The sequence below is a fragment of the Segatella paludivivens DSM 17968 = JCM 13650 genome (genome assembly GCF_000373185.1).
Classification (GTDB): Bacteria; Bacteroidota; Bacteroidia; order Bacteroidales; family Bacteroidaceae; genus Prevotella; species Prevotella paludivivens.
The window spans coordinates 1-16,102 of sequence record NZ_KB890658.1 but is presented as its reverse complement, the minus strand read 5'-3'; the positions used below and the strand labels follow the sequence as shown (position 1 = coordinate 16,102).

Here is a 16,102-nt window from a genome sequence, read left to right as displayed (position 1 = left end):
TGTAGCAGCTGATTTTAGGATTGACAGAAATCTTATTGGAAATGCCGTCACATACAATCAGTCAAGTGGTGTATATACTTATCAGCCACGTAATATAAATGGCAACTGGACCGGTTCTGTAAGTAATGGATTCTCAATGGCACTTGATAAGGATAGACTATGGAACTTGGAGAATAATGCCAGTTTCAACTTCAATCGCAATGTAGACTTTGTAACGCTTGCAGGAAGTGCTGATTACCAGATTAGCAAGGTGAACAATATTTATGTTACTGATGGGCTGAAGCTTACGATGCAGAAGAATAATTTTCGTGCTGCGTTGCTTGGCAATATGGAATGGCACAATTCCGTAAGTCTTAGCAACAACTTCTCTACAATGAATGTATTTGATTTTAATTATGGTATGACAGCCACTTATGTGTTACCTCTTAATATTGGAATTTCTACAGACTTGAAGATGTATTCACGCCGAGGCTATAGTGAAAGCGTTGCCAATACTAACTATTTAATATGGAATATGTCTTTGTCGCGAAGTTTTATCAAAAACAAACTTGACGTACGTGTGATAGGGTATGATCTGTTACAAAAAATATCAAATCATTCATTCGTCGTCAACGGACAAGGTCGTACGGAAACATTCTATAACAATATTCCTAGCTATGTAATGTTGACAGTGGGATATAAAATTAGTATCAACCCAAAATAAACGACTAAGAACTCTTTTTATAATTATTATTTTAATGATTTGCTTACAATTAGAGCAAATTTCATTAATTTTGCATCATGACATATAGTGAATTATGGCGAAGCCTCACAGATATATATGATGAAGGTGAAGCCAAAGCCATTGTGAGATTACTTTTAGAAGTGAGGTGTGGAATGAATCTCACTGATATTCTGTGTGGAAAAATAGAAGAACTCTCTGATGATAAAATAGCACAGTTGAATGAATGTATAGAAAGACTCAGAAAGTCAGAGCCGATACAATATATATTAGAACAGGAAGAGTTTGGCGGTAGAATATTCAAGGTGGCACCAGGCGTACTGATTCCAAGACCAGAAACATACGGATTGTGCAAAGAAATAATCAAAGAATACAATCGACCATACTGCGCTCTTCAACCTCCAAAACCAATAAATGTACTAGATATTGGCACAGGAAGCGGATGTATTGCAATAACATTGGCTCTTGACCTTTGGAATTCTAATGTCACAGCATGGGATATTTCTTCTGACGCACTTATCATTGCACGTGAAAATGCGCACAGACTTGAGGCGAAAGTAAATCTTGAACTTAAAGATGCCTTGAATATTACTGACGAGGATATAAATAGATGGGACATTATAGTAAGTAATCCACCATATATCTGTGACAAAGAAAAAAAGGATATGGCTGAAAATGTGCTTGCCTACGAACCAGACACAGCTTTGTTTGTACCTAATGACGACCCATTAAAGTTTTACAGAGCTATTGCCGAATATGGTATTAAATCTTTAAAACGTAACGGCATGCTTGCATTTGAGATAAACCCAATCTATGCAAATGAGACTATCTGTATGCTTAAAGAACTTAATTATAAGAATATAAGAACCGTTAGTGATATTTTTGGTAAACAACGATTCACAATCTGCTATAAATGAAACAAATATCTGAAAAAGAAGCACAACTGAAACTATCATCTCTATGCGCTCAAGGTGAACACTGCACTCAGGATCTTATCGACAAACTGAATAAATGGGAAATATCAGAAGATGCTCAAGCGCGCATCATGGAATATCTCACTAAGAATAAGTTTGTTGACGACGCTCGCTTTTGCGAAGCATTCGTGAAAGACAAAATAAAGTATAACGGATGGGGACGAAAAAAAGTAGAACAGGCCTTGTATATAAAACGTATTCCTCATAGTATTTCAGATCCTGTGTTTGAAGAAATACCCGACGAGATATATCTTGAGAAGTTGCGCCCACTTATAAAACAGAAATATCCCACCATAAAAGCACGCAACGAATATGAGCGAGCCATGAAACTTATAAAATTCGCCATGGGCAGAGGTTTCGACATGAGAATTATTCGTATGTGTATTGACGAAGCTGAAGAATTAGCAGATGATTAGTTTTTTCAGCAGACTTATAGACCTTATCGCACCACGCTGTTGCGCAATTTGCGGATGTAGACTCAGTATCACCGAACAGACACTGTGCAGTAGTTGCGACCGCCATATTCCACGCACATGGTATGAACGCTCGCCCTATGATAATATGATGAACCGCCTATATTGGAAACAGATACCAATTGAGAAGACATCAGCGTTGTTTTTCTATAATGCACAGGCGCCAGTGAGCAAAGCCATTTATGACCTAAAATATCATCATTGTTCAGAAATAGGAGTCAGTCTGGGTGAGATTGCCGCAAGAGAATTCAGCCATGAAAACTTTTTCGAAGGTATAGACACCATTATACCAGTACCTTTGACGAAAAAGAGACAACACACCAGGGGCTACAATCAAAGTATGATGATAGCCAGAGGAATAAGCAATGTAACGGGAATAAAAATCAACAATAACATAGTTAGGAGAACACTTTTCAAGGAAAGCCAGACTCACAAAGACGTAATTGACCGCAAGGAAAACGTGAAAGACGCATTCAGCATTATCAACACAAAAGCTATAGCCAATCATCACATTCTACTTGTTGATGACATTGTAACAACAGGGGCAACGACCATTGCATGCTCTCAACAGCTAATGAAGGCTGAGGGCATAAAGATAAGCATTGTTTCACTGGGATTTGTTAAACCGTAAATAAAAGTAAAATTCACACTAAAAATTTGTATTGTGGGATATTTCCACTAACTTTGCACGAATTTATAATTAAAACCACACTGAAAATGGATATTTTAAAGAAAGACTTCGCTTCGAAGTTGCTTAAGGTAAAAGCCATTAAATTACAACCAAACAATCCTTTTACTTGGGCTTCAGGTTGGAAATCACCATTTTATTGCGATAACAGAAAGACATTGTCTTATCCTGACTTGCGTAACTACGTAAAGTTGGAAATAGTTCACAATATTTTGGAACACTTCCCTGATGTAGAGGCTATCGCCGGAGTTGCTACAGGAGCCATTGCTCAAGGCGCACTTGTTGCCGACGCATTGAACCTCCCATTCGTTTATGTTCGTTCTAAACCAAAAGATCACGGATTGGAAAATCTTATCGAAGGTGAACTGAGACCAGGAATGAAAGTTGTTGTTGTTGAAGATCTTATCTCTACAGGTGGCAGCAGTCTTAAAGCAGTTGAAGCAATCCGCAACAATGCTTGTGACGTGATTGGTATGATTGCAAGCTACACTTACGGTTTCCCTGTTGCTGAAAAGGCATTCGAGGATGCTAAGGTTAAATTGGTTACACTTACCGACTACGATCATGTTGTAGCAGAAGCTCTTGAAACAGGATATATTGCACAAGATGATGTAGAAGTTTTACACAAATGGCGTAAAGATCCAGCAAACTGGAATAAATAATATATGGCAACATTCGAAAGTACTATCCGACAGATAAACTATCCTCAACAGAATGTATATAATTTGCTGAGCGATTTAAGTAATATCGAAAGAATAAAGGACCGTCTGCCTGAAGACAAGATCAAAGATCTCACATTCGATGAGAATTCAATTTCTATTAGTTCTCCTATGGGTGCCGTGAAATTGAATATTATTGAACGTGAAGAGCCAAGTTGCATCAAGTTTGAAACAGAAAAGAGTCCATTGCCTTTCAATTTATGGATTCAGATCTTGCCTGTAGATGAAGTCAGTTGCAAGATGAAGCTTACTATTAAGGCAGAACTCAATCCTTTCATTAAGGGTATGGTTTCAAAACCATTGCAGGAAGGTATCGAAAAGATTGCCGATGCACTGCAAATGATTAAATACGAATAACGGGTATATATAACTATGGCAAATAAGCTTTGGGAAAAAAACTTTGAAGTAAACAAGGAAATTGAACGCTTTACAGTGGGCAAGGACCGAGATATGGACCTGTATCTAGCTAAATATGATGTACTGGGCTCTATGGCTCACATCACAATGCTAGAAAGTATCGGACTACTTGAAAAAGACGAACTTGACAAACTTCTTGTTGAACTTAAAAATATCTACGCTATATGCGAGAGCGGTAAGTTCAGAATTGAGGAAGGTGTTGAGGACGTACATTCACAAGTGGAACTTATGCTTACCCAGAAATTGGGTGACATGGGAAAGAAGATACATTCGGGAAGAAGTCGTAACGACCAAGTGCTTATAGACCTAAAGTTATACACTCGTCATGAGCTTAAAGAAATTGTAGACAGTGTAAAGTTACTCTTTAATGAACTTATTGATAAGAGTAATCAATACAAAGATGTTCTCATGCCAGGCTATACTCATTTGCAGATAGCAATGCCAAGTTCTTTCGGACTCTGGTTTGGGGCTTATGCCGAGGGACTTGCCGATGACATGTTATTTCTTCAGGCAGCATACAAGATGACAAACCGCAACCCTCTAGGTTCAGCTGCAGGTTACGGTAGCAGTTTCCCGCTAAACCGCACAATGACAACAAAGTTGTTGGGATTTGACTCAATGGACTACAATGTTGTTTATGCTCAGATGGGACGTGGAAAAATGGAACGTAATGTTGCTTTTGCACTTTCTACTGTTGCCGGGACACTTGCAAAGATGGCTTTCGACGCATGCATGTTCAACTGTCAGAACTTTAATTTCGTGAAACTTCCAAAGGAATGCACAACAGGAAGTAGCATCATGCCGCATAAGAAGAACCCAGACGTTTTTGAACTTATACGCGCTAAGAGCAACAAAATTCAAAGTCTGCCACAGCAGATTATGCTTATAATGAATAATCTTCCTGTAGGATATTTCCGCGATCTGCAAATCATAAAAGAAGTATTTCTGCCTGCATTCGATGAGTTGAAAGACTGTCTACAGATGGCTGCTTACATCATAAACAAGATGGAGGTAAACGAGCATATACTTGAAAATTCAATGTATGACCCAATGTTCTCTGTTGAGGAAGTAAACAAACTTGCTTCGGCAGGAATGCCATTCCGTGACGCTTATAAGAAGGTGGGACTTGAAATAGAAGCAGGCACATTCAAGGCAGACCGAAACATTCATCACACCCATGAGGGAAGTATCGGAAATCTTTGCAACGACAAGATACAGAATCTTATGGAAGATACATTGAAAGGTTTTAACTTTGAGCGTATGACTAATGCAGAAAAAGAACTTCTGAAATAAATGAGGAAGACAAATATAATAATAGCATTTATTTTATTACTGCTCACCGACTCATGCAGCAATGTGCAAAATGAGTTTAGCAGTAACAGATGCTATTTTGTATTTGAAAACGGCAATCACAACAATTCACGGCTTGCAGAAGCCATGACTCCATATAGTGGTGTTTTCTGTACGATAAGTCTTATCACTGAAAACGGAGCGCAGTATTATTCATTCACGAATAGCTCTGGGCTTACAGAAAAGACTATTCTTACAGATCTTGACAAGCAACGCACCCATATACTTGGATTTAACAACGGACTTGTTGTTGGATATGGAAAACTAAGCGATCCACTGACTTTCTATGCTTACGACTTGGAATGCCCTAATTGTTTTGATCCAGATGCAATACCTGTCAGAAGTAAAAAATTATCTATATCAACAAGTGGTATCGCGACATGCAATACTTGCAAACGTCAATATGACCTCAATAACGGAGGAATAATAACAAGTGGGGACAAAGGTAACAAACTTACTAGGTATCACGCATCAACAACAGGTGCATATGGAACACTAAGTGTTTACAATTAACGTATTAATATTAAAATGTGTAAATTCATTTGGCAGTTTGAATATTAACCATTATCTTTGCATCACTTTTTCGCGGAAATAGCTCAGTTGGTAGAGCACGACCTTGCCAAGGTCGGGGTCGCGGGTCCGAGTCCCGTTTTCCGCTCAACTGTTTATTAATAGTTATTAATTCCGTTGCCGCAATGGTGGAATTGGTAGACACGAGGGACTTAAAATCCCTTGGCCAGTAATGGCTGTGCGGGTTCGAGTCCCGCTCGCGGCACTTCCTATTAAATTTATTACGTTTATGAATAAAAATCTAATTCTTTCATTAACTGCATGTTCATTGTTATTAACGACATCATGCTCTAAATTAGGCAAACTTTCTGCCGACAATTTCACAATAACTCCCAACCCACTTGAGACTCTTGGTGGAAAAGTTCCTGCTACTGTAGATGGACAATTCCCTGAGAAGTACATGAAGAAGAAAGCTACTGTTACTGTAACTCCTGAATTGAGATATGGCAATGGTCTTGTAGCTAAGGGCCAAAGCACTACTTTCCAGGGTCAGAAGGTAATGGGTAACAATCAGGTTATTCAATATAAACTTGGTGGCAGATATACAATGAAAGCTGCTTTCGACTATGTTCCAGAAATGCAGAGTAGTGACATGTATCTCACTTTTGACGCACACATTGGAAAGAAGAAAGTAAACGTTCCTGAGGTTAAGGTTGCAACAGGTGTAATCTCAACATCAGAACTCTACAAAAAGACTATGACTAATGAAGGTGCTTGCATTGCTCCAGACTCTTTCCAGCGCATCAACGCTAAGAAGCAGGAAGCTAATGTTAAGTTCATCATCAATCAAGCTAACTTGCGTAGCAGCCAGTTGAAGAACAACAGTGTTAAGGAATTCGTCAAAATGTTGAAGAATATCAACGCTGATCGCGAGAAACTAGCTATAAAGAATGTAGAAATTCAGGCTTATGCTTCACCAGAAGGTGGTTTCTCATTCAACAACAAACTTGCTAACAAGCGTCAGAACACTAGTGAGGGCTATGTAAAGAATCAGCTTAAAGCTACTAAAGTTAAGACTGATATTGATGCTCACTACACAGCTCAGGACTGGGAAGGTTTCCAGCAGCTTGTACAGGCTAGTAACATTCAGGACAAGGAAGTAATCCTTCGTGTTCTTTCTATGTATAAAGACCCACAGCAGCGCGAGCAGCAGATTCGTAACATGAGCGAAGGCTTCCGTGAACTTGCAAACGAGATCCTTCCAGAACTTCGTCGCAGTCGCCTTATCATCAACTACGAAACAATTGGTCGCAGCGATGAGCAGATCAACGAGCAGTATGCTGCTGATCCATCAAAACTTTCTGTTGATGAACTTCTTTATGCAGCATCTCTTGAAAAAGACGCAGCAAAGAAAGAGGACATCTACAAGAAGACAGCTGAATTATACACTAGTGACTATCGTGCATTCAACAACATCGCAGCTCTTGAATTAAACAAGGGTAACGAAGATACTGCTAACAAGTATCTTTACGAAGCTCTCAAGGCTAACGCTGATGCTCCAGAGGCTTATGCTAACAAGGCATATATCAACCTTCTTCATGGTCAGCTTGAAGAGGCTCAGAACAACCTTGCTAAAGCCGCTAACGGAAACGGATTCAACGAAGTACTTGGTAACTTGAATATTGCACGCGGAAACTATGCTAATGCTGCTGATGAGTTCAGCAAATCTAACAACAACAGCGCTGTTCTTGCACAGATTCTTAATAAAGACTATGCTGCTGCTGAGCAGACAATCAAGAATGTTAAGAATGCAGACGCAGTTACAAGTTATCTACACGCAATTCTTTGCGCTCGTCAGGGCAACAACTCTGATGCAAATACTTATCTAAAGGAAGCTCTGCAGAAGGATTCTTCTTTGGCTACATACGCCAATAAGGATCTTGAATTCGCAAAACTCAATAAATGAAACAAATAAGTTTTCTTATACTATTCACCCTGGTTTTGGTATCTTGTGGAACCGACAATCATCATTTTGAGATTGAAGGTCGACTCACAAACCTCAACCAGGGTGAGTTTTATGTTTATAGCCCAGATGGTGGTCTAAGTGGCATAGACACAATAAAGGTTGAAGGTGGACGCTTCTCATACGAAATGCCGTGTGAAAACGAATGCGAATTGGTAGTAGTGTTCCCAAACTTTTCAGAACAAGCAATTTTTGCTAAACCTGGTAAATCTGTAGACGTTAAGGGAGATGCCTCTCACCTTAAGGAATTGGAAGTTACCGGAACTGACGACAACGAACTGATGACAAAATTCCGCCATCAGATTGCAAATGCTTCACCTCCAGAAATATCGAAATATGCCTCTATGTTTATAGGGGATCATCCAGAATCTCCGGTTGGCGCATTTATAGTGTCACAATATATTTTGAAGAGCCAACAACCAGACTATAAGAAAGCAATGAAGTTGCTTGGCATTATGCACAATCAACAACCACGCAACGGTTACGTAAATCATCTTATCGCACAGGTGAAAACAATATGCGATGCTGAATCAGGCAATACTGTTGCCAATTTTACAGCATACGACATAAACGGCAAAGCTGTTTCTTCATCAACATTAAAAAGTTCGCCTATAGCTCTTATCTACACTTGGGCTTCATGGAGCTTTGAAAGCACAGACATGCAGCGCAGACTAAAAGATTTGAACGACAAGGCTGCTGGAAGGTTACAAATAGTCGGTATATGTTTAGATGCTAGCAAAGCCGACTGCAAAAGAAACATTTCACAAAATCAGATAAACTGGCCAATAATATGCGACGAACAGATGTTTGAAGGTCCACTTATAAAGAAGTTGGGCTTGTTGGCTGTACCAGATAACATATTGATGCAAAACGGTCGTGTAGTTGCTCGCGGACTTTCTATTAACGATCTTACACAACGACTGGGGAAAATGATCTGATTTAGATTATTAACCAACTAAAAAACATAAAAAATTTATTGAAAATATGCTTGTAAAGACCTATTGCGCTGCTGTCAATGGGCTTGAAGTAACCACTATCACTATTGAAGTGAGTATGAATCCTGGCGTGATGTATCATCTCACAGGACTTGGAGATAAGGCGGTTATGGAGGGACGTGACAGAATTGCAGCCGCAATGCAATATTGTGGATATAAATTCCCAAAAGCTGATATTACCGTAAACATGGCACCTGCAGATTTAAAAAAGGAAGGAAGTGGATTTGATCTACCGCTCGCTATAGCCCTTTTAGCAGCCCATGGAAATATAGAATCAGACAAACTGGCTAGCTATATGCTTGTAGGAGAATTGGGACTTGATGGCAAATTACAACCTGTAAAAGGTGCACTGCCTATTGCTATAAAAGCAAGAGCCGAACAATTCAAAGGTCTGATAGTGCCAAAAGACAATGTAAAAGAGGCTGCCGTAGTAAACAATCTTGATGTTTACGGAATGGAAAACTTGCTCGATGTCGTGAAATTTCTTACAGGGATGGAAGAATATAATCCAACAGTTATTGATACCAGAAAGGAATTTTACGAACAGCAATACAACTTTGATTTTGATTTCAGCGACGTACGTGGGCAAGAAAACGTGAAGCGCGCCTTAGAAGTCGCAGCTGCCGGCGGTCACAATCTTATTATGGTTGGTCCTCCAGGAAGTGGCAAGTCTATGATGGCAAAGCGATTACCATCAATACTTCCACCATTATCTCTTTCAGAGAGTCTTGAAACAACGCAGATTCATAGCATTGCCGGAAAACTTGGATGTAATACATCACTAATAAGTCAGCGACCTTTTCGCTCTCCGCATCACACGATTTCAGAAGTAGCTCTCGTTGGAGGTGGTACAAATCCGATGCCAGGTGAAATCTCACTTGCACATAATGGAGTATTATTCTGTGATGAGTTGCCAGAATTTAATAAGCACACGCTAGAAGTGCTAAGGCAACCACTTGAAGATAGAGAAATAACGATAAGCCGAGCAAAATACAATATTGAATATCCATGTTCTTTCATGTTTGTCGCAAGCATGAATCCATGTCCATGCGGTTACTATGGCGATCCTACTCACCATTGCGTATGTACACCTGGGCAGATTCAACGCTACATGAATAAGATTAGTGGTCCACTACTCGACCGTATTGACATACAGTGCGAGATTACTCCTGTACCATTTAAGGACATTAGCAAGGCTGTACCGGGCGAACCAAGTAAAGACATCAGAGAACGCGTTATCGCAGCAAGAGCAATACAAACAGAGCGATTTAAGGATTGCGTTGGTATACATAGCAACGCACAGATGACCGAACGTATGATTCATCAATATGCAGAACCAGACGAAGAGGGAATAAGCATGCTTCGCATGGCTATGGAGAGACTAAGTCTCAGCGCTAGAGCTTACAGCCGTATTCTTAAGGTTGCGCGTACCATTGCCGACTTGGCAAACAGCGAATGTGTAAAAGTAGAGCATCTAGCAGAAGCAATCAGCTATCGCCAACTAGACCGTGGGGACTGGGCTGAGAGATAAAAAAGAGTAATTTCTCTTTGTATTACGCCCGATTTATTGTAATTTTGCACACAAAGAATTAAAAGTCAACGATTTAGATGGAAGAAAATAAATTTAAGCGTACCACTGTCACTGCGGCTTTGCCGTATGCAAATGGTGGTGTACATATCGGTCATCTGGCTGGAGTTTATGTTCCTGCCGACATCTATGTCCGCTACCTCAGATTGAAGAAGCAGGATGTAGTATTTATAGGCGGTAGTGACGAGCATGGAGTTCCTATCACTTTAAGGGCGAAGAAAGAAGGTATAACGCCACAGGATGTTTGTGACCGCTATCACAAGATGATAAAAGATTCTTTCAAGGAATTTGGTATCAGTTTTGATATTTACAGTCGTACGACTAGCGATACTCATAATAAATTTGCAAGCGACTTCTTCAAGAAGCTTTACGAAGATGGAAAGCTCGTTGAAAAGGAAAGCGAACAGTATTATGACGAAGAAGCTCACCAGTTCCTTGCTGACAGATATATTATGGGCGAATGCCCACACTGCCATAATTTAAATGCTTATGGCGATCAGTGCGAGAAGTGTGGTAGCGACCTTAGTCCTATGGAACTTATTAATCCACATTCAACAATATCTGGTTCAAAGCCTGTAATAAAGAAGACAAAGAACTGGTTCCTCCCTCTTAATGAATATCAGGGCTGGCTTAAGAAATGGATTCTTGAAGGACACAAAGAATGGCGTCCAAATGTTTTCGGACAATGCAAGAGTTGGTTGGATATGGATTTACAGCCACGTGCTATGACTCGTGACCTTGACTGGGGAATTCCAGTACCTGTTGAGGGTGCAGAAGGCAAAGTGCTCTATGTATGGTTTGATGCTCCTATCGGTTACATCAGCAACACCAAGGAACTTTGCGACAACAATCCAGAAAAGTTTGGCAACTGGGAAAAGTGGTGGAAAGATCCAGAAACACGTCTAGTGCATTTTATCGGAAAGGACAATATCGTATTCCACTGCATTATTTTCCCAACAATGCTAAAGGCTTACGGCGATTATATACTTCCTGATAATGTTCCAGCAAACGAATTCCTTAATCTTGAGGACGACAAAATTTCTACAAGTCGTAACTGGGCCGTATGGTTGCATGAATATTTGCATGACCTTCCTGGCAAACAGGATGTTTTGCGCTATGTTCTCACAGCGAACGCTCCAGAGACAAAGGATAACAACTTCACTTGGAAAGATTTCCAAGAGCGCAACAACTCAGAGCTTGTAGCCGTATATGGTAACTTCGTAAACCGTGCTCTACAGCTAACAAAGAAATATTGGGATGGCGTTGTACCAGCTTGTGGTGAGTTACAGGATGTAGACCGTGCTGCACTTGCAGAGTTCAAGGATGTAAAAGACAAGATGGAGTCTTATCTTAACATATTTAAGTTCCGTGAGGCTCAGAAAGAAGCAATGAATCTTGCTCGTATCGGTAATAAATACATCACAGAATGTGAACCTTGGAAGGAATGGAAGACAGATCCGAAGCGTGTTGAGACTATCCTCAACATATCTTTGCAGCTTGTAGCTAATTTGGCTATTGCATTTGAACCATTCCTGCCATTCTCTTCTGAGAAGCTACGTAAGCTCATCAATATGGAGAGTTTCGACTGGGCTGAGTTAGGAAACACAGACTTATTGAAAGCAGGCCATCAGCTAGCAGAACCAGAGCTCTTGTTTGAGAAGCTTGAGGATGATGTAATCCAAAAGCAACTTGACAAGCTAGCAGAGACTAAGAAAGCCAATGAGGCTGCTACATATAAAGCAGAACCTATTAAGGAGAATGTTGACTTTAGCGACTGGGAGAAACTAGATATCCGTGTAGGCCATATCAAAGATTGCGAGAAAGTAAAAAAGAGCAATAAATTGCTTAAATTTACGATCGATGACGGTAGTGGTAAAGACCGCACTATATGTTCAGGTATAGCAAAATTCTACACCCCTGAAGACCTTATAGGCAAAGACGTACTCTTTATTGCTAACCTTGCCCCACGCAAGCTAATGGGCATAGAGAGTCAAGGCATGATATTAAGTGCTGAGAACTTCGATGGTGACCTTAGCGTAACAACAATTTTGAAGAGTGTAAAGCCAGGAAGCAAGATTTGCTAGAACAAGGCTTAACAATAATACAAAAATCCAACTGCATTGATTGCAGTTGGATTTTTTATTTACTGTCATTTATAAGTACGGAGTCTTTATTTCATCTTGTCCAAAAGAGGTAGAATTCTTATCATATTAAATTCAATTGTTTCATAAAAATATTAATTCTACAATCTATTTCGTTCATTAAACGAAATGTTCTTCTTCTGGTATTTCACCTTTGTCTTGCCCCATGAATAAACAACACTTAGACGTAGATATCTACTGTCATAATAATTATTATATATTTGAGTATTCGTCTTTGCGAACTTCTCTCGCTTAACAAGATCTTGCTTAAACAAATCGTTCGTATATAGGTTAATAACAAGATTATTATGCATTAAGGCATATTTCAGACCAGCGCTACAATTAGCATAGCTTTTATCATAGGTTGTACCTACTTTGTAAGCTAGATTTTGTGAATAATTCAAGAAAAACTGAAATCTATGATCTTTGTCAAATGAAACTGTATTACAACATTTATAATCAAAAGACCCTCCATTTTGTGGTATATAGTCATCTTTCATTATCTTTGATTTATTGTAAATATAGTTCCCCGCTAATGAGATATTCCACCATTCAAAAGGATTTAAAGAATAGCTCAGGTTTACACCAAACTGCCTATTATTATATATGTTATCATAAGTACTATAAGTTGTCTTATCATCTGAAATATAGAGTGACTGTCCATAAGCATCATTCTCTTTTTGATAGTAAACCGTTACAGCCAAATTGTTTTTAAAAACATACCCCAATTCAAAATTATCGACAAAAGAGGGACGTAGAGCAGGATTACCTTGATCTACATTATTGGGATTAGTGTACCATCTAAAAGGATTCAATGCTCTGAAGTATGGTCTATTAATTCTTCTTGCATAATTTAAATGGAAATCCATTAGTTCACTTGGCTTATATGTGAAATAGATTGTAGGAAATATATGGCCATAATCCGTTTTAACATTATCGGAACTATTATTTGGAGTTATTCCCTTAACGAACGTATGCTCGTATCGCAGACCTGCCTGAAAAGAGAAATGAGCATTGATAGATTTATAAGCGCTAAGATATCCCGCCAATGTCTGCTCTTTATAATTAAAGACATTACAACGTTTAATGTCAGCAACGTAATTATTATCTCTCAAATTATAGTATTGCATATCAGAGTTATTGTTGACATTACTGTATTTCACTCCGGTTTCCAATTTAAATGATTTAAAAGGTAATTCTAAGTTTGCCTCTCCTGTATAAATTGAGTATCTTATATTGTTTGGTTCTTTTACAATATACTTATTGTTAGTCTGCTCATTTAAAGTTGTGAAATTAACCTTTTTATCAGGTGTATGACTCATGTAGTTAGCTGCTATCCCCAGTTTCTTACCCAAACTATCAAGCTTCAAATCGTAATAGAGATTAAGAGTATGTGATATTGTTTTTCCAGACTGAACAGAATATGTGTTCAACAAAGAGTCTAGTCTACTATTGCTGTAGTAGTTATATTTATTACGAATATCCAGATTATCATCACCACGATTAAAATCATAGACCATTCCAATAGTCGCCAATGGGGTGAGTTGATGCTCAAATGTCATGTTACCACCTATATTATCATAGGTATCCTTTCTTGCAGTCTCACTGCTCTGACCACTTACGTTTTGCAAAATCTGATAAGCCTCGTTAACGGAACCTTTACTCTTGCTTTGGCGTATTTTAAAAGACAAAAAAGACTTAGCTGAACGATAGTTAACTGAAGCATTAGAACTTATTCCGGCATAAGATCTCTGTGTGTATGAAACCCCTACATTACCATCAAGTCCAATATCTTTTCTGTTTCTAGTAATGATATTAATCATACCGCCGTTACCACCTGCTTCATATTTTGCTGGAGGAGTTGTTATCACCTCGATACTTATTACATCATCCGATTGCAATGATTTTAAATATTGAATGATGTCACTACTATCCAAATAAGAGATCTTGCCGTTAATCATAATTCTAACATTGCTTTTACCTATAATACTTATTGCATTATCAGTAACTTTTATAAGTGGAGTCATTCTCAGCAAATCCATTATTGTATTTCCCTTTTGATAAGGCGTATTATTAACGTTGAATACCAAGCGATCTATTTCTCTTTTAATTATTGGTTTATGGCCTCGAACAACAACTTCATTAAGTGATTTTGCTTCTTGATGCAGAACAATGTTCCCCAAATCAGCACTAACGATTTTTAGTTGTGTAGTTTTATATCCCATATACGATACGCTCAACATGTAGTTTTCTATACCATTATGAGTCGGCAATGAGAAGCGTCCTTCACTGTCTGAGACCACACCATCAACAAAGGAGGAATCCTTTGAATTTAACAACACCACATTAACAAATTCAATTGGAACTAATTTCTCATCTGTTATTTTTCCTGTTATATTATATGCATTAATTTTCAGTTGATACATACAACTCAATATTAAAAGAAATATATATTTATTACTCATAGTCTATCTAGCTCATTTTTTATAGAGGTATTTCCGCGATATTTTGTTTTCAATTTATTTAAACGATAAATGATACTAATGGAATAATTCCACAAACAGTAGTCTTCTGTCTGTTGGAAATGAATATTCTTAATATTTTCTATTTCCTTGAACTTCATTGTATGGAATATATCCTGTGCCTGAAGGCTCACACTTAGTTTATCATCAAAAAAGGCTTTTTGTATTCCCATATTAAACATCTGGTATGGTTTTAGTGTGACAGCACCCTGATTGCCACCACTATTGTAGTAATAATAGGCAGAAAGTAAATACGAAGCTGGTAGTTGAAAATATTGATTAGCTATAACATATAGTTGTGGGGTATTACAAGAATGCTTCTCACCTAAATATTCACAACTGAAAAAAGGCTTTGTTATTCCTAAAGACAAAGACGGCTTCCACCATGCTATGTTTTTTTGTAAATTTAGATTTGCTTTCAAATACTGAATCTTGTCATAATTAATATAAGAACTGACAATCTGATTCTGATTATTACTAGATGTATAGAAATCAGTTGATATGTAATTTTTCATATACGTATAACTTGCTGAAAAATTAATAAACTTATATCCGGTATTCCATTGTGCAATATAGGAATCCGCAGGCTTCAACAAAGGGTTTCCACATTGGTACATAAACTCATTTGAATAATAACTAGAATTGCTTAATTGCCTAAATGTTGGTCTGCTTGTACGTGACGAGAACGACAAGGTATTAGCCCATCCATTCTTGTTATATATTAATGATATAGAGGGGTATATATTTTTATAATGTCGATGAACATCTCCTGTCCTATCTATTAAATTCTTATAATCAGAAACTAATTCTTCATAGCGTAATCCTCCATTGACCAGCACATCTCCCATATTAAGTTTAGCTTCTGCATAGGCAGCATATTTATTTTCCCTGTTACTGTAATTTGAAGACGGCGTATTCCCTGAGTCGCTGGTCAAAGAACCTGTTATATTTATGTGATTACATTCTATCCCCCATGATAAT

At 38.3% G+C, this 16,102-nt stretch carries 13 protein-coding genes, 2 tRNA genes and 1 pseudogene; 14 read left to right on the top strand and 2 right to left on the bottom strand.

Going from position 1 to position 16,102, the window contains the following annotated elements:
• The 14 genes and pseudogenes from B045_RS15445 to metG all read left to right on the top strand — a co-directional run.
• Positions 1 to 703, top strand: a pseudogene (locus tag B045_RS15445) (outer membrane beta-barrel protein); the annotation flags it as partial.
• Positions 704 to 780: 77 nt separating this feature from the next.
• Entirely contained in the window at positions 781 to 1,638 is an 858-nt protein-coding gene (prmC, locus tag B045_RS0109950) for a peptide chain release factor N(5)-glutamine methyltransferase (protein ID WP_018464116.1), read from the top strand.
• Positions 1,635 to 2,111 carry a regulatory protein RecX gene (locus tag B045_RS0109945; RefSeq protein WP_018464115.1) on the top strand — a complete coding sequence of 159 codons (477 nt, stop codon included), beginning with the start codon at positions 1,635 to 1,637 and terminating at the stop codon, positions 2,109 to 2,111. The genes prmC and B045_RS0109945 overlap by 4 nt, the downstream gene beginning before the upstream one ends.
• The gene (locus B045_RS0109940) at positions 2,104 to 2,799 is read left to right on the top strand and encodes a ComF family protein (protein WP_018464114.1); all 696 of its coding nucleotides are present in this window, start codon (positions 2,104 to 2,106) and stop codon (positions 2,797 to 2,799) included. Before B045_RS0109945 ends, B045_RS0109940 begins: the two co-directional genes overlap by 8 nt.
• Positions 2,800 to 2,885: 86 nt before the next feature.
• The gene (gene pyrE, locus B045_RS0109935) at positions 2,886 to 3,518 is read left to right on the top strand and encodes an orotate phosphoribosyltransferase (protein WP_018464113.1); all 633 of its coding nucleotides are present in this window, start codon (positions 2,886 to 2,888) and stop codon (positions 3,516 to 3,518) included.
• A 3-nt stretch (positions 3,519 to 3,521) separates the two neighbouring features.
• On the top strand, positions 3,522 to 3,932 hold the full coding sequence (locus B045_RS0109930; protein ID WP_018464112.1) for a polyketide cyclase: 411 nt from the start codon (positions 3,522 to 3,524) through the stop codon (positions 3,930 to 3,932).
• A 15-nt stretch (positions 3,933 to 3,947) separates the two neighbouring features.
• The gene (gene argH / locus B045_RS0109925; protein WP_018464111.1) at positions 3,948 to 5,285 is read left to right on the top strand and encodes an argininosuccinate lyase; all 1,338 of its coding nucleotides are present in this window, start codon (positions 3,948 to 3,950) and stop codon (positions 5,283 to 5,285) included.
• Positions 5,286 to 5,855, top strand: a complete 570-nt coding sequence (locus tag B045_RS0109920; protein ID WP_018464110.1) for a hypothetical protein — start codon at positions 5,286 to 5,288, stop codon at positions 5,853 to 5,855.
• A gap of 72 nt (positions 5,856 to 5,927) precedes the next feature.
• Positions 5,928 to 6,000: transfer RNA gene (locus tag B045_RS0109915), tRNA-Gly, on the top strand.
• Between the two features lie 31 nt (positions 6,001 to 6,031).
• Positions 6,032 to 6,117 (top strand) — tRNA-Leu (locus tag B045_RS0109910).
• A 24-nt stretch (positions 6,118 to 6,141) separates the two neighbouring features.
• Positions 6,142 to 7,818, top strand: coding sequence for a tetratricopeptide repeat protein (locus tag B045_RS0109905; RefSeq protein WP_018464109.1), 1,677 nt, complete (start codon positions 6,142 to 6,144; stop codon positions 7,816 to 7,818).
• Positions 7,815 to 8,813 carry a DUF4369 domain-containing protein gene (locus B045_RS0109900; protein WP_018464108.1) on the top strand — a complete coding sequence of 333 codons (999 nt, stop codon included), beginning with the start codon at positions 7,815 to 7,817 and terminating at the stop codon, positions 8,811 to 8,813. The genes B045_RS0109905 and B045_RS0109900 overlap by 4 nt, the downstream gene beginning before the upstream one ends.
• Before the next feature lie 46 nt (positions 8,814 to 8,859).
• On the top strand, positions 8,860 to 10,401 hold the full coding sequence (locus tag B045_RS0109895) for a YifB family Mg chelatase-like AAA ATPase (RefSeq protein WP_018464107.1): 1,542 nt from the start codon (positions 8,860 to 8,862) through the stop codon (positions 10,399 to 10,401).
• 77 nt (positions 10,402 to 10,478) lie between these two features.
• Positions 10,479 to 12,542, top strand: coding sequence for a methionine--tRNA ligase (gene metG / locus B045_RS0109890; RefSeq protein WP_018464106.1), 2,064 nt, complete (start codon positions 10,479 to 10,481; stop codon positions 12,540 to 12,542).
• A 158-nt stretch (positions 12,543 to 12,700) separates the two neighbouring features.
• Here metG and B045_RS0109885 read toward each other — a convergent pair whose 3' ends face one another.
• Together B045_RS0109885 and B045_RS0109880 are read right to left on the bottom strand one after the other, a co-directional pair.
• Positions 12,701 to 15,025: an outer membrane beta-barrel family protein gene (locus B045_RS0109885; RefSeq protein WP_154650149.1), complete on the bottom strand. Its 2,325-nt coding sequence runs from the start codon at positions 15,023 to 15,025 to the stop codon at positions 12,701 to 12,703.
• A 35-nt stretch (positions 15,026 to 15,060) separates the two neighbouring features.
• Positions 15,061 to 16,102, bottom strand: a 1,042-nt coding sequence (locus B045_RS0109880) for an outer membrane beta-barrel protein (protein WP_018464104.1), incomplete at its 5' end; no start/stop codon positions are given.